General features: G+C 69.2%; 24 protein-coding genes and 1 tRNA gene. 12 read left to right on the forward strand and 13 right to left on the reverse strand.

The window, feature by feature from the left end; all coding sequences use genetic code 11:
- Positions 1 to 11: 11 nt before the first annotated feature.
- On the reverse strand, positions 12 to 1,868 hold the full coding sequence (locus ACQP2Y_RS45990) for a ricin-type beta-trefoil lectin domain protein (protein WP_433723159.1): 1,857 nt from the start codon (positions 1,866 to 1,868) through the stop codon (positions 12 to 14).
- Positions 1,869 to 2,110: 242 nt separating this feature from the next.
- Here ACQP2Y_RS45990 and ACQP2Y_RS45995 point away from each other — a divergent pair.
- Positions 2,111 to 2,198 (forward strand) — tRNA-Ser (locus ACQP2Y_RS45995).
- Positions 2,199 to 3,480: 1,282 nt separating this feature from the next.
- Here the strand turns inward: ACQP2Y_RS45995 and ACQP2Y_RS46000 are convergent.
- Together ACQP2Y_RS46000 and ACQP2Y_RS46005 are read right to left on the reverse strand one after the other, a co-directional pair.
- Positions 3,481 to 6,321 carry a tetratricopeptide repeat protein gene (locus ACQP2Y_RS46000; RefSeq protein WP_433723161.1) on the reverse strand — a complete coding sequence of 947 codons (2,841 nt, stop codon included), beginning with the start codon at positions 6,319 to 6,321 and terminating at the stop codon, positions 3,481 to 3,483.
- Between the two features lie 128 nt (positions 6,322 to 6,449).
- Positions 6,450 to 6,923, reverse strand: coding sequence for a hypothetical protein (locus ACQP2Y_RS46005; protein ID WP_433723163.1), 474 nt, complete (start codon positions 6,921 to 6,923; stop codon positions 6,450 to 6,452).
- A gap of 292 nt (positions 6,924 to 7,215) precedes the next feature.
- Here ACQP2Y_RS46005 and ACQP2Y_RS46010 point away from each other — a divergent pair, with 292 nt between their 5' ends.
- Positions 7,216 to 7,539, forward strand: a complete 324-nt coding sequence (locus ACQP2Y_RS46010; RefSeq protein WP_433723165.1) for a hypothetical protein — start codon at positions 7,216 to 7,218, stop codon at positions 7,537 to 7,539.
- On the forward strand, positions 7,540 to 8,121 hold the full coding sequence (locus ACQP2Y_RS46015; RefSeq protein ID WP_433723167.1) for a DinB family protein: 582 nt from the start codon (positions 7,540 to 7,542) through the stop codon (positions 8,119 to 8,121).
- On the opposite strand, the gene soxR is transcribed toward ACQP2Y_RS46015, so the two are convergent.
- Positions 8,105 to 8,521: a redox-sensitive transcriptional activator SoxR gene (soxR, locus tag ACQP2Y_RS46020; RefSeq protein ID WP_433723169.1), complete on the reverse strand. Its 417-nt coding sequence runs from the start codon at positions 8,519 to 8,521 to the stop codon at positions 8,105 to 8,107. The genes ACQP2Y_RS46015 and soxR overlap by 17 nt on opposite strands.
- Positions 8,522 to 8,593: 72 nt before the next feature.
- On the opposite strand from soxR, the gene ACQP2Y_RS46025 reads away from it, so the two are divergent.
- Both ACQP2Y_RS46025 and ACQP2Y_RS46030 read left to right on the forward strand, forming a co-directional pair.
- Entirely contained in the window at positions 8,594 to 9,274 is a 681-nt protein-coding gene (locus ACQP2Y_RS46025) for a transketolase (RefSeq protein ID WP_433723171.1), read from the forward strand.
- A 5-nt stretch (positions 9,275 to 9,279) separates the two neighbouring features.
- Complete coding sequence (locus tag ACQP2Y_RS46030; protein WP_433723173.1) at positions 9,280 to 10,167, forward strand: transketolase family protein; 888 nt, start codon at positions 9,280 to 9,282, stop codon at positions 10,165 to 10,167.
- On the opposite strand, the gene ACQP2Y_RS46035 is transcribed toward ACQP2Y_RS46030, so the two are convergent.
- Both ACQP2Y_RS46035 and ACQP2Y_RS46040 read right to left on the reverse strand, forming a co-directional pair.
- On the reverse strand, positions 10,164 to 10,619 hold the full coding sequence (locus ACQP2Y_RS46035) for a hypothetical protein (RefSeq protein ID WP_360546446.1): 456 nt from the start codon (positions 10,617 to 10,619) through the stop codon (positions 10,164 to 10,166). The genes ACQP2Y_RS46030 and ACQP2Y_RS46035 overlap by 4 nt on opposite strands.
- A 58-nt stretch (positions 10,620 to 10,677) precedes the next feature.
- Positions 10,678 to 11,808 (reverse strand): thiolase family protein, encoded by a 1,131-nt coding sequence (locus ACQP2Y_RS46040; RefSeq protein ID WP_433723176.1) that lies wholly within the window; start codon positions 11,806 to 11,808, stop codon positions 10,678 to 10,680.
- 36 nt (positions 11,809 to 11,844) lie between these two features.
- Between ACQP2Y_RS46040 and ACQP2Y_RS46045 the strand changes: the two genes are divergently transcribed.
- Both ACQP2Y_RS46045 and ACQP2Y_RS46050 read left to right on the forward strand, forming a co-directional pair.
- Positions 11,845 to 12,267: a PH domain-containing protein gene (locus ACQP2Y_RS46045; protein ID WP_433723178.1), complete on the forward strand. Its 423-nt coding sequence runs from the start codon at positions 11,845 to 11,847 to the stop codon at positions 12,265 to 12,267.
- Between the two features lie 91 nt (positions 12,268 to 12,358).
- A complete protein-coding gene (locus tag ACQP2Y_RS46050) occupies positions 12,359 to 13,126 on the forward strand; it encodes a hypothetical protein (protein ID WP_433723180.1) in 768 nt (255 codons plus the stop codon).
- On the opposite strand, the gene ACQP2Y_RS46055 is transcribed toward ACQP2Y_RS46050, so the two are convergent.
- Entirely contained in the window at positions 13,099 to 14,013 is a 915-nt protein-coding gene (locus ACQP2Y_RS46055) for a rhomboid family intramembrane serine protease (protein ID WP_433723182.1), read from the reverse strand. The two genes, ACQP2Y_RS46050 and ACQP2Y_RS46055, sit on opposite strands and share 28 nt — an antisense overlap.
- 32 nt (positions 14,014 to 14,045) lie before the next feature.
- Positions 14,046 to 14,570: a peptidylprolyl isomerase gene (locus tag ACQP2Y_RS46060; protein WP_212994471.1), complete on the reverse strand. Its 525-nt coding sequence runs from the start codon at positions 14,568 to 14,570 to the stop codon at positions 14,046 to 14,048.
- Between the two features lie 200 nt (positions 14,571 to 14,770).
- Here ACQP2Y_RS46060 and ACQP2Y_RS46065 point away from each other — a divergent pair, with 200 nt between their 5' ends.
- Positions 14,771 to 15,502, forward strand: coding sequence for a hypothetical protein (locus tag ACQP2Y_RS46065; RefSeq protein ID WP_433723184.1), 732 nt, complete (start codon positions 14,771 to 14,773; stop codon positions 15,500 to 15,502).
- A 69-nt stretch (positions 15,503 to 15,571) separates the two neighbouring features.
- On the opposite strand, the gene eccB is transcribed toward ACQP2Y_RS46065, so the two are convergent.
- The 3 genes from eccB to ACQP2Y_RS46080 form a co-directional block, all read right to left on the reverse strand.
- Positions 15,572 to 17,041: a type VII secretion protein EccB gene (gene eccB, locus ACQP2Y_RS46070; protein ID WP_433723186.1), complete on the reverse strand. Its 1,470-nt coding sequence runs from the start codon at positions 17,039 to 17,041 to the stop codon at positions 15,572 to 15,574.
- 64 nt (positions 17,042 to 17,105) lie between these two features.
- Positions 17,106 to 18,245 (reverse strand): magnesium/cobalt transporter CorA, encoded by a 1,140-nt coding sequence (gene corA, locus ACQP2Y_RS46075; protein ID WP_433723188.1) that lies wholly within the window; start codon positions 18,243 to 18,245, stop codon positions 17,106 to 17,108.
- Positions 18,246 to 18,555: 310 nt separating this feature from the next.
- Complete coding sequence (locus tag ACQP2Y_RS46080) at positions 18,556 to 19,650, reverse strand: PLP-dependent aminotransferase family protein (RefSeq protein ID WP_433723190.1); 1,095 nt, start codon at positions 19,648 to 19,650, stop codon at positions 18,556 to 18,558.
- A 238-nt stretch (positions 19,651 to 19,888) separates the two neighbouring features.
- On the opposite strand from ACQP2Y_RS46080, the gene ACQP2Y_RS46085 reads away from it, so the two are divergent.
- From ACQP2Y_RS46085 to ACQP2Y_RS46095, 3 genes are read left to right on the forward strand one after another with little or no spacing between them, the layout of a single operon-like run.
- The gene (locus ACQP2Y_RS46085) at positions 19,889 to 20,620 is read left to right on the forward strand and encodes a sugar phosphate nucleotidyltransferase (RefSeq protein WP_433723192.1); all 732 of its coding nucleotides are present in this window, start codon (positions 19,889 to 19,891) and stop codon (positions 20,618 to 20,620) included.
- Positions 20,608 to 21,669, forward strand: coding sequence for an iron-containing alcohol dehydrogenase family protein (locus ACQP2Y_RS46090; protein WP_433723194.1), 1,062 nt, complete (start codon positions 20,608 to 20,610; stop codon positions 21,667 to 21,669). Before ACQP2Y_RS46085 ends, ACQP2Y_RS46090 begins: the two co-directional genes overlap by 13 nt.
- Positions 21,644 to 22,381, forward strand: coding sequence for a CDP-alcohol phosphatidyltransferase family protein (locus tag ACQP2Y_RS46095; RefSeq protein WP_433723196.1), 738 nt, complete (start codon positions 21,644 to 21,646; stop codon positions 22,379 to 22,381). Before ACQP2Y_RS46090 ends, ACQP2Y_RS46095 begins: the two co-directional genes overlap by 26 nt.
- Position 22,382: 1 nt before the next feature.
- Here ACQP2Y_RS46095 and ACQP2Y_RS46100 read toward each other — a convergent pair whose 3' ends face one another.
- On the reverse strand, positions 22,383 to 23,903 hold the full coding sequence (locus ACQP2Y_RS46100) for an arylsulfotransferase family protein (protein ID WP_433723198.1): 1,521 nt from the start codon (positions 23,901 to 23,903) through the stop codon (positions 22,383 to 22,385).
- A gap of 30 nt (positions 23,904 to 23,933) precedes the next feature.
- Entirely contained in the window at positions 23,934 to 25,124 is a 1,191-nt protein-coding gene (locus ACQP2Y_RS46105) for a glycosyltransferase family 4 protein (RefSeq protein ID WP_433723200.1), read from the reverse strand.
- A 25-nt stretch (positions 25,125 to 25,149) separates the two neighbouring features.
- On the opposite strand from ACQP2Y_RS46105, the gene ACQP2Y_RS46110 reads away from it, so the two are divergent.
- Positions 25,150 to 26,016, forward strand: a complete 867-nt coding sequence (locus ACQP2Y_RS46110) for an Fpg/Nei family DNA glycosylase (protein WP_433723202.1) — start codon at positions 25,150 to 25,152, stop codon at positions 26,014 to 26,016.
- The last annotated feature ends 69 nt before the right edge of the window (positions 26,017 to 26,085 follow it).

The following is a 26,085-nucleotide window of genomic DNA, read 5'->3' on the forward strand; positions in this document are numbered from 1 at the left end:
ATCGGGGCGGCTTACGCCGGTACGGTCCACCTCTGATTGGCGGCGCCGGTGCACGCCCAGATCTGCAGCTTCGCCCCGTCGGCGGTGTTGTTGTCCTTGACGTCGAGGCACTTGCCGGAAGCCGCATTGACCAGCGAACCGTTGCTCACGTTCCACTTCTGGCTGGCCACCGTGCCGATGCAGTCCCACAGATGGACGGCGGCGCCGTCGGCGGTTGAGTTGTTCGACACATCCAGGCACTTACCGAGGCCACGGACCGTGTTGTCGGAGCCGACGGTCCACGTCTGGTTGGGGCCACCGGTGCACGTCCAGAGCTGCGGCAGGTTGCCGTTGGCGGTCGAGCCTCCGGTCACGTCCAGGCACTTGCCGCCCAGACCCGAGATCGCACCGGTACGCGTGGCCGGCGGCGTACCCCCGCCCTGGGTCCCGCCCCAGGTGAAAGTCGCCGAGGTCTTGGTCGGCAGGCTGTACACAAAGGACTGGGCACCCCAATTGACCTTGACCGTCTGCGCACTGCCGCTGGTGTTGTACGCGATCAGCGCCTTGGACCCGTCCGGGTTCCTCCACGCCACGTTCTTGACGGTCGCGTTCGCGGTGGAGTCGATCCGCACCGCGCCGGGCTTCACGAACTTGGTCAGGTGACCCATCGTGTAGTACTCGATCGTGTAGTCGACCTGCCCGCTGCGGCCGTCCCCGTTGTGCACGGTGACCAGGCCGGTGCAGGTGCCGCAGCCGCCGTTGTGCGGCCCCATGTTCTGGTCGACGGCGAGGCTCCACTTGGTCCACGACCGCGCCCAGTTGCGGGTGTAGTCGATGAGGTTGTTCATGTCCTCGGCCTGCTGGTTGCCGACCCAGGTGCCACCGGAGTGCTCGGTGAAGTACTGGTTCATGGCCGGATACTGGTTGCGTACCGTGGTGGCCTTGCTCGGATCGCCGCCGTAACCGTGCCACCCGACGCCGCCGAAGTTCGGGTGGTTGCGGATCGCCGCGTCGTTGACCAGGGGCGCGCCCCAGGTGTCGTAGTCGCTGTAGTTCCAGTCGTGCACCAACAGCTTGGTGCTGAGACCGGCGGCCTGCAGGGCCGGCAGCAGGTCGTTCTTGGCGAACGACTGCAGACCGGAGACGCTCCACTGCATGGAGGGATAGCCGGGACAGCAGCCGGGCTCGTTCTGCTCAGTGACGTAATTGACCGGTACGCCCTGAGCCGCGTACCCCTGGATGTACTTGACGAAGTACTGCGCGTACGCCTTGTAGTACTCGGCCTTCAGGTACCCCTGGTCGTAGCTGTTGTTGTCCTTCATCCAGGACGGCGCGGACCAGGGCGAAGCCATCACGACCAGGTTGGGATTGAGGCTGCGGGCCTGCTTGGTGAGGGCGAGCACGTCGACATCACGGGCCAGCGTGAAGTCGTTGACGTCGCAGCAGGTGGCGTCGTACGAATAGCTGGACCGGGCAAGGTCCGAGGAACCCATGACGTTGCGGGTGGCGCTGACCCCGATCCCGGCGGTGGGACTGAAAAGCTTGGTCATGACGTCGTTGCGGGTGGCCGCGGAAAGCGCGCCGCTGCCGTTGATGAGCCAGGCAGCGGTGTCGGTGAACGAGGCACCGGCGCCTTCGAACTGCTGGTAGGTGGTGTTCTCATTGACGTTGATCGTCTGGTTGGCGCTGCCGGTGCTGCCGGCGAAGCTGATCGGGGTCTGCTGCTGGAGGCCGCGGGTGACGGCGCGGCCGCCGCTGTCGCTGGTGGTGGTCAGGTAGATGTTGACCTGCTCGTTGGCGGCGAACGCGCTGGGGGCGAGCACGATGCCGGTGCCGGCCGCGAGTACTACGGCGGCGGCGAGCGCGGTCCTTCTTCCGGGGATGGGCATGGTGGGGGACACTCCCTTGACCGAAGGTGGGGGGCCTGGCCGGGATAGGAAAGGCAGCGAACAATAAACATGTGGGTCGATGCCGTGTCAACTGTTGTCGCCTTGCCTTGAGTGCCTGTTTCCGCAGCTCAGGTGCCTGTTAAGAGAGTTAATATAAGTTTCGCTTAGGCGGCGGTGTGCGGGGTGGCATGTCCCTGCCGTCCCGGCGCGCGTCGATCTGGCAGACTGAGTGCCGCCGTACGGGAGGGCTCGCCTAGTGGCCGATGGCGCCGGTCTTGAAAACCGGTGAGGCGTTCCGCGTCTCCGTGGGTTCGAATCCCACGCCCTCCGCTCAGCATGCAGCAGAAACCCCGCTGACCAGCGCGAATGCTGGTCAACGGGGTTTCTTTGTTCTCAGCTCAGGGTCTCACTTGATCTCATTGCGGCTCGCTTGATCTCGCTGGCCGCGAAATACGCGACAGCGAGCGGCCCGTTTGCGATCACTCGTCGGCAGCCTCAGCGCCTCCTCGGTGCGGCGCCGGGCCGCTTCATCCTGGCCCTCGATGCACTCGGCATAGACCCAAACGATCGGCGGGCCCTTGACGTTTCACATCCGCAATTCTCTTACGGCGAAGTTTGGGTCACGTTCACGCCGAAGGTGAGCGCGTAGCGCCAGGCCACCCTCACGCCCTGAGAAGTAGTCAAGGTCGGATCGAGGGCTTCAACTGCATTGTTAGCGGCTCGTAGCAGCTCGGGTACGCGCCGCCATCGCGGCAATCTCGGCGGAGTTGGCTCGGATGGCCTCGAAGACGTCCTTTGTCGAGTCGGTTCCCGTTGCTGCTCTCGTTGACGATGTTCCAAGTCCTCCGGGGCGACACCGGGAGAATTTCGGAAGTCAGGACTCCTGTCGGCCTGGATGGCGGGACTTTGGAGAGCTCAGAGAGCTCCTGTACCGGAGGATCTTGGGACTCAAGCTGCCGCCCCCGGTTCGCCATAACCGGCTCGCCCGCAAGGACGATCTCGTCCCACGTCCAGTTAGGGCTAGGCGAAACGCGACCGTGAACCCGAGCGTCTCCAGTCTCTGGGCAACCGTCGCGTCCCCGTCAGTGAAGCCCTCGGGACCGAGAGCAGTGCCGGTGCTTACGCCATGCGCCTACCCGATGATTGGCTTCTAGTCGTACAGCCGACCCTCGTGATCCAAATAGTAGACCCACGCAACGCCGAACCCGGTCTGCTTCAGGAATGGTCCACTGCTGAGGCGGTCGAACTCCTACATGGCAGCGAGCAAGCTGGCGTGGGTCACATCGGCGAGAGTCACCCAGGAAACCTACGACGGAGTACGACCATAGAGTGACAACGACGCAATGCCATCTGCGGTTTCTTTAGGTCAAAGCTTTACCATGCCTGCTCTGAAGACCGGCCACAATTTCGTACCGCGTTCAAGGCGGCCCACAACGGGCCATGTGGTCGCCACGGCGCATGGTGCAGTCCGGCCGGTATCAGATTGACGGCACGCGACGGACTTGGTCGGTTGTCATCGGGCAGGCCGGAGCCCCGCCCCGAAGGGCGCTCCATCCACCCCACTTTCCCCGTCACTGAGTCGCACATTGCATACGTCGCCTGCCAGGCGACGTTACTTCTTCTTGCCCTTTCGTCTTTTACCCGGTCCGTGCCACAGAACGGGTCCTCTTCGGCTAGCCATTGTCTGTCGCGCTACCTCGAAGTTCTTGCGGGCCGCCAGCGTGGTGGGGTGCCGAGGCCCGAGGACTCGTTCCATGACGCTGAGGGTGGCCTGGTATTCAGCCATTGCGGCCGGGTGGTCACCGTGCTTCGCCAGCGCGCCGGCGAGGCTGTGACGGGTGATCAAGGTGTAGGGATGTTCCTCACCGAGCACCCGCCGCTCGATGGCGAGGACCGCCTCGAACTCGGCCTGGGCAGCCCCGTAATCACCAGCCGCCTGCAAGATGCCAGCGAGGTTGTGGCGGGTGGTCAGCGTGTTGGGATGCTCGTCACCGAGCACCCGCCGCTCGATGGCGAAGACCGCCTCAAACTCGGCCTGGGCAGCCACATAATCACCACGCGCCTGCAAGACACCGGCGAGGTTGTGGCGGGTGGTCAGCGTGTTGGGATGCTCGTCACCGAGCACCCGCCGCCGGGTGCCAAGGACCGCCTCGAACTCGGCCTGGGCAGCCACATAATCACCACGCGCCCGCAAGGCCCCGGCGAGGTTGTGGCGGGTGGTCAGGGCGTCGGGATGCTCGTCACCGAGCATCCGCCGCTCGATGGCGAAGACCGCCTCAAACTCGGCCTGGGCAGCCACATAATCACCACGCGCCTGCAAGACACCGGCAAGGCCGTGGCGGGTGGTCAGGGTGTTGGGATGCTCGTCACCGAGCACCCGCCGCTCGATGGCGAAGACCGCCTCAAACTCGGCCTGGGCAGCCACATAATCACCACGCGCCTGCAAGACACCGGCAAAGCCGTGGCGGGTAATCAGGGTGTTGGGATGCTCCTCACCGAGCACCCGCCGCCGGGTGGCGAGGACCGCCTCAAACTCGGCCTGGGCAGCCACATAATCACCACGCTCCCCCAACACGCCGGCGAGGTTTTGGCGGGTGGTCAGGGCGTCGGGATGCTCCTCACTGAGTACCCGCCGCTGGATGGCAAGGACCGCCTCAAACTCGGCCTGGGCAGCCACATAATCACCACGCTCCCGCAAGACACCGGCGAGGTTTTGGCGCGTGGTCAGGGTGTTGGGATGCTCCTCACCGAGCACCCGCCGCTGGATGGCAAGGACCGCCTCAAACTCGGCCTGGGCAGCCACATAATCACCACGCTCCCGCAAGGCCCCGGCGAGGTTGTGGCGGGCGATCAGAGTGTCGGGATGCTCCTCACCCAGAATCTGCTGACGAATGTCAAGGATTTCTCTAAACTCCGTTTGCGCAGCCAGGACTCCGCCTAGAGACCACAATGCGAGAGCGGCGCCGTGCCGACTGGACAGCACCGAAGGATGGTCGGGCCCGAGGGCCGTGGTGCAGGCTTCCTGCAACGCACGGTATTGGGTGTGGGCGAGAAGATATAGACCGCGGACGTGTGTCTGGCGAATAGTGAGGTCAGCCACTCGTGCAACACTTGCCACGAGCACAGCGTCGATTTTTTCCTGATCTACTAAATCCTTCAGGAGAAGCACCGCATGCGGTGCCATAAGCTGCCATTTCGGCCACTGCTTCGGATCCTGCGGAGAGGTTTCTTCCTCGTCCTGTACAGCGGCACACAACAATCGAGCCGCCAAAGACAAATAGTCGCCGCCAACATCTTCGGCATGGCGGCTGGCGTCCCGCATCAAGGGATGCAGGCTCAGAAGAGGGATCTCGCCGTGTGCAGCGGCATTGGGCGTCGCCAAGGTCGACAAGTCGATCAGACCGAGGTGGCTGGCGCCGACGAGTATCGACCTGAGCTTCTCGCGATCGATCCCCACGAAGATTGAGGAGGTTTTCAGCACAGAGGGTTGCAGCATCAAACGGTAGGGCACGGGCGCCTCTGCGAAATGGGAGAGCAGCCGCATCAACAGCCTGGCCCCGGTGGCCCCTCGCTGCTCCAAAAGGTCCACAGACAGGCGCCAGATTCCGTCGATGAGCCGCCGAGCCTGCCGCTCATCATCGTCGTCAGGTTCGGGGGTGAGGAGATCGCTGCGCCCGGCTTCGAGCGCATCCCGGTAGGCGGTGAAGGTCGTGGGTGAGTCGGCGTCCGGCCAGGGATCAGTGATGTTGTCTGCCAGGTAGGAGCCGGCCAGCGAAAGTGCCAGCGGAAGCCCGCCGAGGCGCTTTGCCAGGGTCTCGGCCTCCTCCCGGCTGCCGCACCGATTACGGGTGTGATCGAGGAGTACTTGCGCGCCGTCCGCGGCCGTGAGCTTGCCGATCGGTGTCAGGGCACACCAGCGGCCCCACCGCTTCGGGTCGCCGTCACGGCTGGTGACGATGACCAAGCCGGGACCGGATGCCAGCGGACGGATCCAGGCCCGGCCATCGGCCAGCGCCCTCGCGCCGCCGAGGTCGGCGGAACCCGAATCGAGCAGCGACACGTCGTCGGCATTGTCGACTACCAACAACCAAGGCTCGGTGCGGACCTCCAGCCGCCGCCACAGGATGTCAGCGGGGTCTTGCTCCTGAAGCTCCGCCTCGGTTGCGCCGAGTAGCTGGGCTACCGCGTGCATGGCTGTTACGAACGCCGACGGTTCGGCAGCCGATACCCACCACACCGGCACTCCGCGAGCAGCAACCTCGCGCGCTACATGCAGGGCGATCAGGGTCTTTCCGCTGCCTCCCAACCCGTGCAACACCCGCGTCCGCGCCGGCGCGCGGGTCTGACCGACAATCTCCGCCAACTCTTCGACGACCGCCTGCCGACCGCGGAGCGGTCGCGTCACATCGTGCTCGGCCAGCGGCAACGCTACCGATACGGCGAGGCTGGACATCTCGATCGGCGAAGGCGCGGCGCGGGTCGAATTGCCTGGGATGTACTGGCTCCACCCGCCCGCGACCCCTCCGCTGGTCGCGATGTAGTTCGTGCCAGTGGCGAAAATGGGTGCGTGCCCGGGAGCGGTCAGGCCTGGCCCGCTCCCGGCAGAAAAGGGTTTCCCGACATCGACACCCCACCGTGGATCGTCCCCGCTGCCACGCCACCCGAGGAAGCGTGAATGGAGACGTCGCGTCCGGTCGCCATTCCGTAATCGCCGGCTGTCACCGCCGAGCCTGACTGCAACATCTGCGCCACTTCGGCCGCAAGTGCGGGATCGGCGGCGAGCGCCTTGCGGATCTGCAGCCGGAGGCTGGCGACGGTGTCCTCGTCGTCTGGGGTCACACCGACCTCGACCAGCGCACCTTCGATTACCGCTCGGGACTCCTCCCGCCCCAAGATCCGGTTCAGAAGTCGTCGGCCCAGCCCCACAGTGGCGTCTGAAGCCTGATCGAGCGCCCGGTCACGCAGCTTATCCAGCGTCTGAGCCCCATACGCGCCTGCCACCGCCGTAACGTAAGGCATCACTGCGGCGGCTGCCTGTGCCACATCAACTTCCATGACTCTTAGATACACGGCACGGAGACGTGTACAAAACCACTGAACGGATGATCGGTCTTAAACTGTCGCGAACTACCCAGACGGCCGACCCGGCAAGCAGAACCAGAGCACAGGTTTGCGACCATGGCGCGACAATTGGAGAGCAGTCCTCACGTTCTTGCTCGTCAACGTCTTGCGACGGCCGGTCTTGAACTCGGTGAGGCGTTCCGCGTCTCCGTGGGTTCTAATCCCGCGCCCCTCCGCTCGTACCCACGCCCTTCCCTCCGGATCGTCCTTCCGGCAAGCTGGCCGTATGGGTGAGGTGCTTCCGATGCCGACCGTCGGCGACGTCTTCCAGGATGTACGCGGCGACGACCGCACCATGCGGGTCAGCTACCACCAGGACCGCGGCGTCATGGTCGTGTCCCTCTGGGCCGGCCCGGTCTGCCGAGGCTCCTTCCGCCTGGCCGCCGACGACATAGGCCGCCTGGCCGCACTCCTCTCAGACATCGAGTCGCCGACCGGCACACCGGAAGACGCCACGGTGGTTGCCGAGACGACGGCGGTGACGGCCCCAACTCCGGACCAGACCGGCGACGTGAGCATGAGCATCCGGCCGATCCCCCGGGTCGCCTGAGTGCAGAACACACCGGACTTCGCCAAGGACACCCTGCTCGAAGAGCTTCAGTTCACCCGCCAAGCCCTGGTCTGGAAGCTGGACGGCCTCTCCGAGTACGACATCCGCCGCCCGCTGACAGTGACCGGGACCAACCTCCTCGGCCTGGTCAAGCACATGGCCACCTGGGAAGCCCGCTACCTCGGCGAGATCTTCGGCCGCCCGTTCCCGGAACCTCTGCCCCGGTGGCAGGACGCGGACGGCAGCGACCTGTGGGTCACCCCGGACGAAACCCGGGACCAGATCATCGACTTCTACCGGCGTGCCTGCGACCACGCCGACAGCACGATCAAGGAGCTCCCCCTCGATGCCCCGGGCCACGTGCCCTGGTGGCCGCGGCCCAACGTGAAGCTGTTCACCATCGTCGTGCACGTTCTCAACGACACCACCCGGCACACCGGGCATGCCGACATCCTCCGGGAGCAGCTCGACGGGCGTACCGGGGTAGCGGCCCCGCAGGAACAGCCGATCGACACGGCCGCCCGAGAAGCGCACTGGGCGAAGGTCGAAAAAGCGGCTCAGGACGTCAGCCCGGCGGGTTGATGATCATTTGGGGGCCTGTGCCGCGGGCGGCCAGGCGGTCTTCCGGGTTGATCAGTTTGCAGCGGCTCAGGCTCAGGCACCCGCACCCGATGCACCCGGTCAGCTGATCGCGCAGCCGTTCCATCATCGCGATGCGCGCTTCCAGCTTGCGCCGCCATCGTGCCGACAGCCGGGCCCAGTCAGCCTTTGTCGGGGTGCGGTTCTCCGGTAGCTCCGCCAGCGCCTCCCGAATTTCGTCCAGGGACACCCCCACCTGCTGGGCGATCCGGATGAAGGCGATCCGGCGCAGTTCGTGCCGCTCGTACCGGCGCTGATTGCCGCCCGTGCGCGTCGACCGGATCAGGCCTTCGCGTTCGTAGTAGCGCAGCGCCGACTGGGCCACGCCGCTGCGGGCGGCCATGTCGCCGATGGTGAGGAGCTCCACTGCCGACATCCTTGAGTTGAAGTGAACTTTAACTTGCAGAGTGAGCCTATGACTACGACAGCGGTAAAACCAGACCTGCTGAGCGCTCTGCTGACCCGGCTGACCGGGGACGAGAAGCACGCACCCAGCGCGTACTCGACGCTTGATGTGCTCTGGGTGCTCTACGACCGCGTGCTGCGGGTCACGCCCGACACCATCGACGAACCTGACCGGGACCGGTTTCTGCTCTCCAAGGGGCACGGGCCCGCCGGCTACTACGCCGTGCTCGCCGCGAAGGGGTTCATTCCCGTCGACTGGCTCGACGATCTCGGCGGGCCGCGGAGCCCGCTCGGCCACCACCCCGACCGGGTGCTGATCCCCGGCGTGGAGATCGGCACCGGCTCGCTGGGGCACGGGCTCGGCCTCGGCGTCGGCACCGCCCTCGGCCTGCGGGCGCAGGGATTCGACGCGCGGACGTTCGTGCTGCTCGGCGACGCCGAGCTCGATGAGGGTTCCAACCATGAGGCGATCGCGTACGCGGCCGCCGCCCGGCTGGACAAGCTCACCGCGATCGTCATCGACAACCAGTCGTCCACCCACGGCTGGCCCGGCGGCATCGTCAGCCGGTTCCCGGGCTGGACCGCCTCCACTGTGGATGGCCGGGACCACGAGGCCATCGAGATCGCCCTGCGGCAGCGCGACGGCGACCGTCCGCACGTCGTCGTGGCCGCCGTCGAGAAGAAAGGCTGAGGATCATGCGAGACACCTTCGTCGCCACCACCACCGCCCTGCTCGAAGAGGACCCGCGGACCGCCGTCGTCATCGCCGACATCTCCGGCGACGCGTTCGCGCCGGCTCAGCGCCGGCATCCTGACCGGGTGCTCAACGTCGGCATCCGCGAGCAGCTCATGGCCGGGGTCGCCGGTGGGCTCGCGCTCACCGGGCTGCGGCCGTACGTGCACTCGTACGCGCCCTTCGTCATCGACCGGGCGTACGAGCAGATCAAGCTGGACCTGGGCCACCAGGATGTCGGCGCCGTACTGGTCAGCATCGGTGCCTCGTACGACGCGTCCAGCGGGGGTTACACCCACCAGTCACCCGGCGACGTCGCCCTGCTGGACACGCTCGAGGGCTGGACCGTGCACGTGCCGGGTCACCCGAACGAGGTGCCCGCGCTGCTGCGGGCGGCCGCGCGCAACGACGACCGGATCTACGTGCGGCTCTCGACCCAGCAGAACAGCCGGGCGTACGCGCACACGGACAAGCTGCAGGTCGTGCGGCGAGGCTGGACCGGGGCGCCTGTGGTGCTGGCGGTCGGGCCGATGCTCGATCCGGTGCTCGCCGCCACGGCGGACCTGGACGTCACGGTCGCGTACACGCTCACGCCGCGGCCGCTCGACACCCGGGGTCTGCGGGAGCTGGTCAGCCGCGAGGTGGTCGTGGTGGAGCCCTACCTGGCCGGCACGTCGAGCCGGCTGGTGGCGGCGGCGCTGTCCGACGTACCCCATCGCAGTTTGGATCTCGGGGTGGGCCGCGCGGAGCAGCGGCGGTATGGCGCCCCCGCCGACCATGCGCGCTGGCACGGCCTGGACGCAGCCGGTCTGCGCGCCTCGATCAGCGCGTTTCTGCAGGCCGGCAGCTAGGCGGCGACGGTGGCCGGGAACGCAGGTGTGCGGCGCTCGCGGAACACGTGCTTGAGCAGCGTGTCGACGTGCCACACCTGCGCCGGCTCGGCCAGGCGCATCCGGAAGCGCTCGCGCACCCCGTCCACCGCCGTCGCCGCGACGTCCACGACGGACGTGCGCAGGTCGGGGTTCCAGGTGACGTCGCTCAGGTGCCGCAGGTTGGCGTTCAGGTGCAGCCGCAGCCGGTGCAGCACCCGGGTCTCCTGGATCACGACCATCCGGCGGTACGTGAGCAGCAGCAGGAAGTCCCCCGCCAGCGGCCGGTCCGGACTCACGCACCGGGTGACCAGCACCGTGGCGTCGTCGGGCTCCACACAGCGGCGGAAGATGGGCATGTGCCGGCTCACGGTGGGGATCGCAACCCCGGCTTCGGCGGCGGCGGGAAGGAACGTACGGGAGAACACGTCCATGTGGCGTTTAACGGCCACGGAACGGGGAAGCAGCGGGGAACACCCGATGAATATCGAATTACAGAAGTTCCAGCACCGTGGCGTTGGCCATTCCGCCGCCCTCGCACATCGTCTGCAGGCCGTAGCGGACCTTCGTCTGTCGCATGTGGTGGATCATCGTCGTCATGATCCGGGCCCCGGAGGCGCCGAGCGGATGTCCCAGCGCGATCGCCCCGCCGCGCGGGTTGAGGCGGGACGGATCGCCGCCGGTCTCCGCCAGCCAGGCCAGCGGTACGGGCGCGAACGCCTCGTTCACCTCGTACACCCCGATGTCGTCCAGGGTGAGACCCGCCTTGGCCAGCGCCTTCGCGGTGGCCGGGAGCGGCGCGGTCAGCATGATCACCGGATCGGCCGCCGCCACCACCGCCGTGTGCACGCGGGCGAGCGGCCGCAGGCCGTGCGCGGCCGCCCAGCGTGAGCTGGTGACGGCCAGGGCTGCCGCGCCGTCGGAGATCTGCGAGGCGGAGCCGGCCGTGACCACGCCGTCCGTCTTGAACGGCGTCTTGAGCCCACCCAGCTTCTCCAGCGTGGTGTCGCGCCGGATGCCCTCGTCGCGGGTGACGTCGCCGACCGCGACCACCTCCACGTCGAATTCGCCGGCGTCCTGCGCCTTCGCGGCCGCGTCGTGGCTGGCCAGCGCGTACTCGTCCAGCTGCTGCCGGGACAGGCCCCACCGCTCGGCCATCATCTCGGCGCCGACGCCCTGGTTGAACACGGTCGTGCCGTAGCGCTCGGCGACGGCTGAGCCGTACGGGTCGGCGCCGGCCGCGCTGGAACCCATCGGCACCCGGCTCATCGACTCGACGCCGCCGGCCACCACCAGGTCGGCCTGCCCGGACAGCACGGTCGCCGCCGCGAAGTGCAGCGCCTGCTGGCTGGAGCCGCACTGCCGGTCCATCGTCGTGGCCGGCACCGACTCGGGCCAGCCGGCCGCCAGCACGGCGTTACGGCCGACGTTCCACGACTGCTCACCCACCTGGGACACACAGCCCCACATCACGTCCTCGACGTCCGCCGGGTCGATGCCGGTGCGCTCGACCAGCGCCCGCAGCACCACGGCCGACAGGTCGACCGGATGCACCTGCGCCAGCCCGCCGTTGCGACGTCCCACCGGAGTGCGTACCGCCCCCACGATCACCGCGTCTCGCATACTGCCGACGGTACGCCGGGCTGCCATAGTGGTTCCATGTCGCCTCTTCAGTGGCGGGTGCGGCCCGTCCTGCCGATCGCCAAACTGCTCGGCGCGGTGGCCCTGGTGGTGCTGGTCGTGGCGTTCGGCCGCAAGGACCCGGTGCAGTGGTTCATCGCGGTGGTGGTCGCCGCCGCGCTGACCGGCTGGGCGGTCCGGGACCTGATCGCGCCGGTCCGGCTCAGCGCGGACACGAGCGGGGTGACCATGGTGGTCGGCTTCGTCCGGCGCCGGCACGTGGCCTGGCCGCAGATCGAACGCGTACGGGTGGACCGCCGCGAGCGGATGGGCCTGCGCAACCGGCTGCTGGAGATCGACGCGGGCGACAGCCTGCACCTGTTCAGCCAGCACGAGCTGGGCACGGACCCCGAAGAGGTCGCCGAGTCCCTCAACGCCTTGCGGGCCAACGCCCCGCTCTAGGGCAATTGCGGGGATCTGTCCCCGCCCGGCCGGTACGGCGGCGATGATCGTCTCTGGTGGTCATCGCCCGTATCTGCGCTGAGGAAACCGCATGCGTTTCACCCTTCCGTCCCTGCGACCCGTCATGCCCCGGCCCCGGCTGCCGTTACCGCCGGCCGAACCGATCGACGTGCCCGGTGAGCTGCCGCAACCGGCGCGCCGGCTGTCGTGGCGCTCTCCCCGCTGGGAACGTCCGTCCACTCCGACGATCCCGGTCGGAGCTCGCTGGCGGGGCCGCCGCCGGGGTCTGACCGGGATCGTCGGGGCGGGCGTAGCCATGGTGCTGCTGTGCTTCGGCGTCGGCTGGGGCACGAACGTCGATCAGGTACGACTGGGCCGGGGTTCCGGAGCCGTGAGCGCCGGCTGGACGGCAGCCGGCCAGGCCGAGGAGGGCGCGGAGGACAAGGCCGCGGCGCAGCGGGCCGCAAAAGACAAAGCCGCGGAAGACAGGGCCATGGCGCGGCGGGCCGCGGACGACAGGGCCGCGGCTGCGAAGGTGCTGGCCGCGAAGGCCGCCGATGCCCGGGCCGCAGCTGCGAGAGCGGCCGAGGCGAAGGCGGCCGATCGCGCACGAGCCCGCGACGAGATCGTCATGCCCGCTCTCGTCGGCCTCGGGCTGGCCGGTGCGCTGGACGTGGCGGCACGCGCCGGCCTGACCGACGTCTCGGTCTGCCACGCACCGACCCGCGAGGCTCCGGTCCGGCGGTCGGAATGGCGTGTCACCGGTCAGAACGTGGCCGCCGGGACCCGGATCAACTCCCGCCGGCGGGTCTGTCTGACCGCGACCGGACGTCAGCTCATCAAGGACAGCGTCCGATAGACAGCCAGCGCCAGCAGGAACACCAGGATCGCCGCGCAGCCGACCCCTTGGACCAGGTTGCGTTTTTCCTTGGGCGCGTACGCCAGCACAGCCGCCGTCACCGCGCCGACGACCAGTCCGCCGAGGTGCCCCGCGACCGAGATGTTCGAGACGACGAAGGTGAAGACGACGTTGATGACGATCACCGGCAGGATCGGCGCCACGCTCAGATTCAGGCGCTTGAGCAGCACGAAGATGCCCGACATGAGACCGAAGACGGCCGTCGACGCGCCCGCGGTCATGGAGTTCGGTGCGGAGAGCAGATAGGCCGCCACGTTGCCGCCGAGGCCGGCCAGCAGGTAGAGCCCCACGAAGCGGGCCGGGCCGAGCACCCGTTCGATGTCGCGCCCCAGGAACCACAGGGCGTACATGTTCATCAGCAGGTGCAGCACGCCGTAGTGCAGGAACATCGCGGTGAACAGGCGGTACCACTCGCCGTGGGCGATGCCGTGCGGGACCACGTCGCCGGCCGGGCCGTACACGGCGGAGCCGAGCACCGCGCCCCACTCGGTGAGCGGTGTGCTGCCGCCCAGCAGGCCGCCCCAGCCGCCGCCGGCGATCGCGTTCGCGCCGCCGCTCAGGATGGAGACCAGCATCACGACGACGTTGACGCCGATCAGGACCTTGGTGGTCGTGCCGGCACGGCCGGCCACGCTGCCGCCGAAGGCGGTGCGGGCCGGCCGCTGCGTGCGCCTGCCCTGGGCAACGCACTCCGGGCACTGGTGGCCGACCGAGGCCTCGTTCATGCAGTCCGGGCAGATCGGCCGCTCGCAGCGGGTGCAACGGACGTAGGTCTCTTTCGACGGGTGTCGGTAGCAGACCGGCGCCGTCACCGGAGACTCACTCATACCCACAACGGTACCCGGACGGGGTAACGGAACTACGCGCGCTCGATCTCCACGCGCTCCACCACGACGTCCTCGCGCGGACGGTCGCCCGGACCGGTCGGCGTGGCCGCGATCGAGTCGACGACCTTGGCCGACTGCTCGTCGGCGACCTGGCCGAAGATCGTGTGCCGGCGGTTGAGGTGCGGGGTGGCGCCGACGGTGATGAAGAACTGCGAGCCGTTCGTGCCCGGGCCGGCGTTCGCCATGGCGAGCAGGTAGGGCCGGTCGAACTGCAGCTCCGGGTGGAACTCGTCGGCGAACTGGAAGCCCGGGCCGCCGCGGCCGGTGCCGGTCGGGTCACCGAGCTGGATCATGAAGCCGGCGATGACGCGGTGCGAGATCGTCCCGTCGTAGTACGGGCCGCTGCCCTTCTGGCCGGTCCGCGGGTCCACGTAGTCCTTGGTGCCTTCCGCGAGCTCCACGAAGTTGCGCACGGTCGCCGGCGCGTGGTCCGGGAAGAGCTGGAGCCGGATCGGGCCGTGATTGGTGTGCAGGGTGGCGTAAAGAGTCTCGGCCACGGGTACTCCCATCAGTGTCGCGGTCGCCGGTCGCTAGGTGGAGGACCGGCGCTGGACAGTTCTTTGCAGTTCGGATCCTCCCCCATGTGTCTGATCCGGCTACGCGGGGGTACCCAAGAGGGCAACATGACGTGGGAGAGAACCACAGGAGGTGGGCACTGGTGTTCGCAACGATGCGACGGAAGAACCGCAGCGCAAAGATGAAGAGCGAGCTCGGTCAGAGCGTTGATCACTTCAAGCGTGCGGCATCGCTCGCCGCACAGGAGACCAGCGCGACCGTGGGTCCCCGTTTTTATGCCGCCCGCGACCGCGTGCAGCCGACGGCCACCAAGGCCAAGGATGCCGCGTCGAGCAGCTGGGGCAGCGCCGTGGCGACGCTGACCCCCTTGGTCACCGCCGCGACCGAGAAGGCGCAGCAGGTGAGCAAGAGCACGGCCAAGGCGAGCAAGAAGGACGTCAAGGCGAGCAAGAAGGACGCGAAGAAGAACGCCAAGAAGCTGCAGAAGCGGGCCGACAAGACGCTGGGCCGCAAGCAGAAGAGCCGTACGGGCAGCAAGCTCGGCGGTCTGCTGCTGGCCGGCGCCGCAGTGGGTGCCGCGGGTGCCTACGTGCTGCGCAAGCGTCGTCAGGAGCAGTGGGACGAGTACGACCCGAGCCCTGCGACGACCCGGATCACCAGCACCGACGAGGCCCTGGCCGAGCCGGCCGACCTGTCCGGTCCGTCGGGCTTCGTCACGCCGAAGGGTGCGACCGGCCCGGTCGTCGGGGCTGTCGGCTCCGACCCGGCTAAGGACGTCGACCCGACGGTAGGTGCCGGCACGCCGGAGCCTGCCATCGAGCTCGTGGACGCCGACCCGGTCGACCAGACCCAGTCGGCGCAGCACAGCCCGAAGGTGGCCCGGCTGGCCAGCGGCGGCCAGAAGAAGAACTGACCCCGGTTACGCAGATCGTGCAGGCGGGTGGGCGCTCCGAACGGAGCCGTCCATCCGCCTCGCTGCGTTTCAGCCCTCGGTGGAGTCGCCCTGGCGGGCGCGCACCGGGTCGAGCGCCGGCCCCTGGGGCAGCAGCGAGACGAGCTGACCCGGGATCGGGGCGGGCTCGACACCGGCGTAGCCGAGACGGGGCAGCACGTCCCGGCTGGCGACCGGATAGCGGCGGCCGGTGTCCGTCACGATGCTGACCGTGCCGCTGCCGGCCGGCGCAGTGGGTGAAGCGGCCGCCACGACCAGTGCCCCCTTGCCGCGCGGCACGTGCACCAGATCGGCCTGCACGCCACCCGCGACGGCCGGCGCACCGGCGACCGGGCTGCCGTTCGGGGCTGTCGGGCCGATCCGGATGCTGAGCACGCCCTGGCCGGCGTCACCCTTGGCGTCCTCGCCGTCGTAGCTGAGACACACCTGCTCCGGGCCGTTGAGCAGCACCGGGACCGCGGGCGGCAGGCCCGCGGCGGCGGCCTCGCCGATCAGCTGGGTCTGCGAGTGCGGCAGGCTGCTGTACAGATTGAGGTCCATGTCCTGGCGGTCGTACGCCTCCGGGTCGACCTGCAGCAGCCGCGCCTGCACGTCGGTGATGTCGGCCACGCCGTCGCCCAGCACGACACCCCACTTGTCCGTGCCGCTGGCGTCGCCGCGGATGCGCAGCAGCTGGCCGATCTCGAAGTCGTCGATCGCCGGCGACGGGTCACCGAGGTCCCGGATCGCCGGCGGCTTGAGGTCGGGACCGATCGGCACCGCGTTGATCCAGGCCGCCGCCACCGGCAGCGGCTGCTGGGTCCAGCCCAGGAAGGACTGGGTGCGCTGCAGCCGGCCGGCCGGGATCAGGAACCGCTTGTTGTTGTAGACCAGATAGGTGCGCCCGGACGGGTCGACGACGAGCAGGCCGCGTAGGTCGGCGGCGGGAGTGTCGGCCCGGGGCACGGGCAGCACGGTGCCGTCGGTGAGCCGGTCGCCGACCACCAGCAGACTCTGCGCCGGGGTGCCCGAGCCGGAATCGGCCGGCGTCCGGGAGCAGACCGTCCACACCCGCGGCACCATCCCGCCCTTAGCTGCCGGCAGCGAGTCGGGGGCGTCCGGGATGCCGAGCGGATCGCCCAGCGGCACCTTGGCCAGGCTCTGCGACGAGGCGTCGACCATCTTGGGCTCGGTCGCGTTGGCGATCAGCAGGGCCGAGCTGTAGTTGAGCACCGGGTGCATCCGGTCGTCGGACTTGAGGTAGACGAAGCGGGCACCCGAGCCCTTCTCCAGGAAGACCACCGCCTCGTTGCGCGGCTCGACCGAGCTGCGCCCCTTGAGCAGGCCGTAGACGGCTGCGCCACCGACGGCCAGCGAGGCGACGACCAGGCTGATCAGGGCGGCGCTGCCGGCCCGGCGCAGCGGCGAGCGGTGCGGATCGGGGTCGTGGGTGACCAGCGCGGCCACCACCCGCTGCTGCGAGTACTGGTACGAGTGCAGCTGATCCTGGCGTGACGGCACGCGACTTCCCTCCCCAGGGCGACCCCGTCACTGTAAAGGGCCGCCGGGGGCGGTGGGGGGCGGGTCAGAGCCAGCCGTTGCGGCGGAACGCCCGGTAGAGCAGCACGGAGATGGCCAGCATCAACGTGACCAGCGCCGGGTAGCTGTACTGCCAGCCGAGCTCGGGCATGTGCTCGAAGTTCATGCCGTACACCCCGGCGATCGCGGTCCAGACCGTCGCGATACCGGCCCAGGCGGCGATCTTGCGCATGTCGTTGTTCTGGTCGACCGTGACCTGCGCCAGCCGCGCCTGCAGGATCGAGTTCAACAGGTCGTCGTACGAGGCGACCTGCTCGACCGTCCGGGTCAGGTGGTCCTGCACATCGCGGAAGTAGCGCCGGATCTCCTTGGGCACCTGCCGGCTCTGCGGCGAGGTGATCGTGGCCAGCGGCCGCTGCAGCGGCACCACCGCCCGGCGGAACTCCACGATCTCGCGCTTCATCTGGTAGATCTGCTGCACCGGACTGCCGCTGTCGCGGGAGAAGGCGCCCTCTTCGATGATGTCGAGATCGGTCTCCACCTGGTCGGCCACCTCGATGTACGCGTCCACCACCCGGTCGGTCACCGCGTACGCGACCGCCCACGGCCCCTGCGCGAGCAGCTCGCCGCGGGCCTCCATGTCGGCCCGCACGGGCGCCAGCCGGGAGGCGTCGCCGTGCCGGACCGTGATGACGAAGCGCTCACCGACGAAGATCATCATCTGGCCGGTCTCGACCACCTGGGAGGTCTCGGTCAGCTCGCCGTGCGGCACGTAGCGCGCGGTGCGCAGCACCAGGAAGTGCACCGAGTTGAACTGCTCCAGCTTGGGCCGCTGCTCCGCCTTGACCGCGTCCTCGACGGCGAGCTCGTGCAGGTCGTACGTGCGCGCGATGGCGGCCATCTCCGCCGCGGTGGGTTCGTGCAGCCCCAGCCAGACGAAGGCGTTCTCGCGGCTGCACGCCTCACGCAGCGCCTCGTCCGGGGTGAAGTCGCCGGGCTCGCGCTTGCCGTCGACGTAGACGCCGCAGTCCACCACCGCGGTGCCGTGGAAGGGCTCGCCCGGCTCGGCGGGCCGGCCGTCGTCGGCGCCGAGGAACCGGTTCATCGCCCGGACCGGGGCAGTCCAGGCCCGGGACAGTGACCGGTTGACGCCGGCGGTCCGGCTGCGGTGCACGTCGTCGCTCATGGCTGCCTCCCCCAGGGGTGATGTCGGCCGGCCTCGCGGTGAGGCCTGCACGAGGCTACGCCCGTTACCTTGCCCGGCCGGGCCACCCGCATGCCGGTCGGCCGGGTGGCGCCGGACGGACCGGCCGCATTTCGGGGGGTGAAGGTGCGATCGGCCCGCCCGGCGCCGGGGGGCGGGGGTGGGTGTCGACGCACCGGGCCGCATGGTCATGCAGCCGGTGCAGCAGCATTGTGAGCCGAACGCCGGTCCCGGGGAAACCCGGGACCGGCGTCTGAGGCGCAGTGTCGGAAACCCGACAGTCAGGCAGGTATCAGGCGGAGACCTCGGCGATGGCCGCCGCGAGCCGGCGGACGCCCTCGTCGATCTGGTCGACGGTGACCGCGGAGAACGCCAGCCGCACCGACGACTTACCACCGTCCAGCAGGAAGTCGCTGCCCTTGACCACGGCGACACCCTTCTTCATGGCCGCCGGGAACAGCTTGTCGACGTCCACCGAGGACGGCAGATCCACCCAGAGGAAGTAGCCGCCGTCGGGCTCGGTGAAGGTGGCGCCGGGGATGTGCTCGCGCAGCGAGGCGGCGAGGACCCGGGCCCGCTCGGCGAGCGCCGTGCTGACCGTCTGCACCGACCGCTCGATGTCGCCGGAGACGCAGAACTGGTGCACGATCGCCTCGGACACCATGCCGGGCGAGATGTAGAGGTTGGTGGCCTTCTTGGCGATGGCGTCGATCAGGGCGGCCGGGCCGACCAGATAACCGACCCGCACACCCGGGCACACCGTCTTGGTGAAGCTGGAGGCGTGCACGACCACGTTCTCGGTGTCCATCGACAGCATCGACGGCAGGGCCTCGCCGCGGAAGCGGATGTCCACGTACGGGTCGTCCTCGAAGATCGTGAAGCCGTACTCGACCGCCAGGCTCAGCAGCGCCTGCCGCTTCTCCAGCGAGAGCGTGACACCGGCCGGGTTCTGGTAGTTCGGGATGATGTGCGCGAGCTTCGGGCGCAGGCCCGCCTCGAGCATCCCCTTGAGCTCGGCGACGTCGATGCCGTCCGGCTCGATCGTCACCTGGTGCACCTTGCCGCCCAGGTTCTGCAGGTTCAGCAGGGTGCGGTCGTAGGTCGGCTTCTCAACGATCACGTCGTCGCCGGCCTTGACCAGGTGGTTGAAGAGGAACGCGTCGGCCTGCAGCGAACCGTTCGTCACGATGACCTGGTCCGCGTCGACGCCGTGCTTCTCGGCGATCCACTTGCGCAGCGGGACGTAACCGACGGAGGTGCCGTAGGCGGTCACCCCGGCCGGATCCGCGTCGAAGGCCCGGGCGGCGGCGGCCTTGAGGCCCTGCACGTCGATGATGTCCAGGGACGGAGCCCCTCTTGCGAACGAGATCAGCTGCTCAGCGGTCATGCCCCCAAGCTTACGAGCAGGCTCTATGTCATTTTTCGAGTGTCCCCCGGCCCCGCTGTCCGGCGGCGGAGCTCTCGTCGGGGACGACGACGGCCGCATTTCTTCCAGCGCCGGTCACCGGCACGCAAGCTTTTTCCGCACTGGCGGAGGACGGCTCCGCGGTCCTGCACAATCTCGGTATGTGAACCCACCGCTATCCTCGGCTGGCACGCCCCTCACTTCGGGAAGGAACCACCCCATGATCGGCTTGGTACTCGCCGCCGGCGCCGGACGCAGGCTGCGTCCCTACACGGACACGCTGCCGAAGGCGCTGGTCCCCGTGGACGGGGAGACCACGATCATGGACATCTCCCTGCGCAACCTCGCGGCGGCCGGGCTGACGGACGTGACGATCGTGGTCGGCTACCAGGCCGGCGCGGTCGAGGAGCGCAAGGACGCGTTCGAGCAGAAGTACGGCGTGAAGATCTCCCTGGTGCACAACGACAAGGCCGAGGAGTGGAACAACGCCTACTCGCTGTGGCTGGCGCGGGACCACTTCGCCCAGGGTGCACTGCTCGTGAACGGCGACACCGTGCACCCGGTGAGCGTCGAGCAGACCCTGCTGGCCAACCGCGGCCCCGGCATCCTGCTCGCCATCGACAATGTGAAGAAGCTTGCTGACGAGGAGATGAAGGCAATCTTCTCGGCAGATGGCCGGCTTACGAAGATCACGAAGCTGATGGAGCCGGCCGAGGCCTCGGGCGAGTACATCGGCGCCACGATCATCGAGGCCGAGGCGGCCGCCGGCCTGGCCGACGCGCTGCGGGCGACGTTCGAGCGCAACCCCGACCTGTACTACGAGGACGGCTACCAGGAGTACGCCGACCGCGGCGGCGAGATCCGCGGGGCGGCGATCGGCGACATCCCCTGGGTCGAGGTGGACAACCACGACGACCTCGCCAAGGCGCGGGACATCGCATGCCGTTACTAGCCCGCAGCGTCCAGACCCCGCTGCACATCGACGTCCGCCGGGGCGCGGTCGCGGACCTGGGCCGCATCCTCGCCGACGGCCGGATCTCGGCCGGCGGTGACGTGGCCGTGGTGGTCGGCCCGGGTCAGGGCGAGCGGATCGCCGAGATGATCCGGCCGTCGCTGGGCTCGGCCGACGTCTACACGACCACCGGCGGCACCCTCGACGCCGCGCTGGAGCTGGCGGCCAAGCTGCGGTCCCGCTCGTACGACGCGGTGGTCGGGATCGGCGGCGGCAAGACCGTCGACGCGGCCAAGTACGCGGCCAACCGCTGGGGCATGCCGATGGTGTCGGTGGCCACCAGCCTGGCCAACGACGGCATCGCGTCCCCGGTGGCCAGCCTGATCAACGACGGGATCAAGGGCTCGTACGGCGTGCACATCCCGTACGCGGTGATCGTCGACCTGGACTTCGTGGAGAACGGGCCGGAACGCGTCAACCGGGCCGGCATCGGCGACGTGATCAGCAACATCAGCGCGCTGGCCGACTGGGACCTGGGCCGGGAGGTCCGCGGCGAGCCGGTCGACGGCCTGGCCGCGTCGCTGTCCCGGGTCGGCGCCGAGGCGATCCTCAACATGCCGGGCGACATGCAGGACGACGCGTTCGTCACCATCCTGGCCGAGGCGCTGATCTCGAGCGGCCTGGCCATGGCCGTGTGCGGCAGCAGTCGGCCGTGCAGCGGCGGCTGCCACGAGATCATCCACGCGACGGACACGCTGTTCCCCGGCACGGCCTCGCACGGCGAGCTCGCCGGCCTGGGCGCGCTGTTCTGCACGTTCCTGCGCGGCGACGAGCGCCGCTTCGCCCAGATGTCCGACTGCCTGGTGCGGCACAGCCTGCCCCGCACGGCCGCCGACGTCGGCCTGAGCCGCGAGCAGCTCGCCGAGGTCGTCGACTTCGCGCCGCGGACCCGGCCGGACCGCTACACCATCCTGGAACACCTCGCGATGTCGCCGGACGAGATCCGCAGGAAGCTGGCCGAATATGACGACGCCGTCGCCGGCCGCTGAGCCGACAGTGGACCGCCCGCCCACCGCCGCCGACTACTACGGCGTGAACAGGGGCGGCGGGCTGTTCAGTGAGGCGATCAGCCAGCGGGTGGGTGCCCGGATCGCCGTCTTCGCCCACAAGCACCGGCTCGCCCCGACCGTGCTGACCGTGGCCAACCTGGGGCTCAGCTGCCTGGTCTCGTTCGTCGTGGTGGCGGCGGCGGGACCTGTCGCAAACGACCGGGTGTGGGCCTGGCCGGTCGGGCTGCTCGCGCTGGTCGGCTGGCAGTTCGCGTACGCCCTGGACTGCTCGGACGGCCAGCTGGCCCGGGTCACCGGCCAGACCAGCGCGGCCGGCGGCCGGGTCGACGTGCTGTGCGACGTGGCCGGTCAGATCGCGCTGGTGGCGGCCCTGTCCGCGGTGGCCGAGGCGCAGGTGCCGGAGACCCCGGCCTGGCTGGTCGCCGCCTTCGCGGGCACCTGGATGGTCAACCTGGTCACCTCGGTGATGCAGACGGGCAGCCAGGCGTCGAGCATGGTGACGAGCCGCTCGCTGCCCGTCCGCGTGGTCAAGCTGGTCCGCGACTACGGCGCGGTGATCGCCCTGGCCGGCCTGGTGCTGACCCTGGCGCCACAGTGGACGATCTTCGTGATCGGCGCGTTCACGCTGGTCAACGGCGCCTTCCTGGCCGCCAGCATCGCGTTTGCGGGCCGGGCCGCGCTCAAGGGCTGACTCAGACGCGGACGGGGATCGCGGACGAGATCCCCAGCACCTTCCCGCTGCTGTCGAGTGCCTCGGCGACCACGTACTCCGGGGTGCCCGGCAGCTTCAGGGTGGTCTCGAAGCCGGTGCGGCCGGCCTCGGCGGTCTGGGTCAGCGCGCGCGGCTGGCCGCCGGCCCGGGCCCGCCACTTGGCGACCTTCGTGCTGCCGTTCCAGCTCGTGCTGACGACCACGTTGCCGCCGTCGACGTGCAGGCCCAGGGCGGGCTGGTCCAGCGGCGCACCGGCCCACTCAGCCTTGTACGCGCGGTACGACTGGTTGTCGAGCGGCAGGTGCCCGTCGAGCCGCACGGTGCCGTCCGGGGCGTACTCGGTGAAGTAGGGCTTCTGCCCCCAGCCGATGAACGAGCCGCCGTCGGCCAGCTCCCGGAAGTTGCCCTGCGTCGGCGCCGACAGCTTCTCCGGGTGCAGGAACTCCTGCACGAAGGTGACTGTCTTGGCGGCCTCGTCGACCTTGAAGACCAGGCCGCGGGACTGCTCGCGCTCCTTGGTGACGCCGGCGCCGTTGTCGAAGACGCTGTACGACCCGTCGCGCCGGCGCCGGAAGTCGTGCTGCCAGCTGAACTTGGACTTCTCGTCGACGGTGAGGTCCGACTTCTTGCCGCCGATGCGCCAGTGCACCTCACCCGACTTGCGATCGATCTTGTAGACGGCCCAGGTGTGCCGCGCGGAGGCGAGGATGTGCCCGTCCGCGTCGAGCCCGACCGAGTTGGCGTGGAAGTAGTCGTACGGCAGGTGCGCGGAGTCGCCCCCGGGCAGCGGCGCGTACGACTCGGCCAGCTCGACGTGGTCACGGGCCCGCCACTCGAAGACCCGCTTGCCGGTCCTGATGTCGATCTCCTGGATCACTCCGTCGTGCAGCACGCCGTCGGCCGGCCCGCCGAGCGCCGACAGGTCGTACGGGACCGGGTCGTAGACCCAGAAGATCGCGGTGTCGTCCGGCGTGATCACGAAGTCGTGCTGGTCGGCCTGCTCGGAGCCCGCCGCCCGGACCCGGGTGATCTCCCGGTACGAGGTGTCCGCGATGACGAACTCGCCCTGCCCGACACCCTGCCCGCCGGTGCCGCCGATGGTCCCTTCCCACCAGGTCAGGACCGGCTTGTTCTGGTACTGCTGGACCTTGAAGTCGATCGCCACCGTGGCCGGGTCGGGCACCTTGCGGAACCAGACCGGTGAGCCCTTGTCGTCCACGATCAGCGGGCCCCACAGCCCGGCGCCGGACGCGGGAGTCAGGAAGATGTAACCGGGGGCGGTCGCGTTGGCCGGCGTGGTGATCGTGACGTCGGGCAGCGTGCGCAGGTCGGGGCGGGACCGGTACTTCGCGGGACCGGCCTGGGGGGCGGCCTGCGGGGTCTCGGCGTCATCCTTGCTGTCGGCGATCGCATAGCCGGCCCCGGCGCCGGCCGCGGTGAACACCACGGCACCGCCGACGCCGAGCAGGAGGTTGCGGCGCGAAAGTTTGGCATCGGTCACGGGGCCAGCTTTCCCCGTTTCGATGGCGATCTACCTCGATGCGGGATGAGAATTGCCTGTGAGCCCGGCATAGATGTCGATGAGTCGCCGGGTCACCACGTCCGGGTGGAAAGCGCGCTGGTAGCGGTCGCGGGCGGCGGGCGCGACCGCCGCGGCGTCGACGCGGGCGATCGGCAGCGCGGTGGCCAGCTTCTCCGGGTCGGGCCCGACCGCCCAGCCCGCCGGGGTCACGGTCTCGCCGATCCCGAGCAGGTACGGGATCCCGCCGACATCGGTGCCGAGCACCGGCCGGCCGGCGGCCATCGCCTCCAGGATCACCGTCGGCAGCACGTCGTCCCAGGTGGGCACGGCCACGATCACGGAGGCGGCGCGGCGGGCGGCGACCATGCCGGCCTGGTCCAGCGCGCCGAGATAGGTGACGTCGGCCCGCTCGGCCGCGGCCTGCTCGGCCAGCGGACGCAGCTCCCCGTCGCCCGCGATGCGCAGCTGCCCCAGCGCCCCGTCGGGGTGCCTGCGCCACGCGTCGAGCAGTAGCGCCAGCCCCTTCTCCGGGGATAGCCGGGCGGCGTACAGGAAGCCGTCACCCAGCGGCTCCGGATCGCCGGGATCCGGCAGGCCGTTCGGCTTGATCACGATGCGGTCGTCCGGAATGCCGAAGTTCCGCAGGTGCTCGGCGATCCGTCCGGTCAGCGCGATGTAGCGGTCCACCGACTTCCAGGTCGGCCGGTGCACCGCCAGCGTGGTCGCCATCAGGGCGCTCTGCGCCGCCGAGCCGCGGTAGCACTTGTGCACGACGGCCGGCCAGCCCACCACCTTGCCCCGGCAGTCGTGGCAGTTGTGCCCGTCCCGGAAGTACAGCCCAGACGAGCAGACCTGCCGGTAGTTGTGCACGGTCTGCACGACCGGCACGCCGTGTGCGTGCGCGGTCCGCACGACCGACGGCGACAGCAACGGGTACGGGTTGTGCAGGTGCAGCAGATCCGGGCGCTCCCGCCGCAACAGGTCGGCGAGGTCCCGCTGTGCCGCCCGGCCGAAGATCGGCGACAGCGGCAGCAGGGCCTTCTGCGCCAGCGGCAGCTCCCCGATCGAGTCGGAGGCGCGCTGGAACGGCAGCACCTCGATCCCGGCCGCCGTGAGCTGCGCGATCTCCGTGTCGACGATGACGTTCTCGCCGGACGGGATGGCCTCGCGATATCTGTTGTGCGCTACGACGACCTTCACGCCGGGAAACGCTACCGTTGAGGGCGTGCCGGAGCTTCCCGAGGTCGAGGCGCTCGCTGCGTACCTGCGGGAGCGTGCGGTCGGCCGTACAGTCCAGCGTTTCGAGGTCTCGTCCTTCAGCGCGCTGAAGACCTACGACCCGCCCGCCTCCGCCGTCGCCGGCCTGGTCGTCACCGCCGCCGGCCGGCACGGCAAGTTCCTGGATCTCACCCTCGGTGGGTCGGACGGGCTGCACCTGGTCGTGCACCTGGCCCGGGCCGGCTGGCTGCACTACCGCGAGTCCTTCAAGTCGCCCGCGCCGCTCAAGCCGGGCAGCGGACCGATCGCGATCCGGGTACGCCTCGACGACGAGTCCGGCTTCGACCTGACCGAGGCCGGCACCCAGAAGTCACTGGCGGCGTACCTCGTGCGTGACCCGGCCGAGGTGCCCGGCGTGTCGCGGCTGGGGCCCGACGCGCTGGAGGTCGACCGCGACCAGTTCGCCGAGCGGCTGCGCAGCCGGCGTGGCCAGGCCAAGGGCGTGCTCACCGACCAGGAGGTGCTGGCCGGCATCGGCAACGCCTACTCCGACGAGATCCTGCACGTGGCCAGGATGTCGCCGTTCGCGCTGACCCACAAGCTGACCGACGAGCAGATCACCACCTTGTTCGAGGCCATGCGGCAGGTGGAGACCGACGCCGTGACCCGCTCGGTGGGGCAGAAGGCCGCCGAGCTCAAGGGGGAGAAGCGCGCCGGGATGCGGGTCCACGCCCGTACGGGCCTGCCGTGTCCCGTGTGCGGTGACACGGTCCGCGAGGTCTCCTTCGCGGACAAGAGCCTGCAGTACTGCCCGACCTGCCAGACGGGTGGAAAGCCGCTCGCCGACCGCCGGTTGTCCAAGTTGATCCGATAGTCACGCAGCGTGCACTGACCGTTCCGTGGGGGAAAGCGGGCACAACGTCCCCTTCTTCTGGACCGTTCC

The sequence above is a fragment of the Actinoplanes sp. CA-051413 genome (assembly GCF_050955795.1).
Taxonomy (GTDB): domain Bacteria; phylum Actinomycetota; class Actinomycetes; order Mycobacteriales; family Micromonosporaceae; genus Actinoplanes.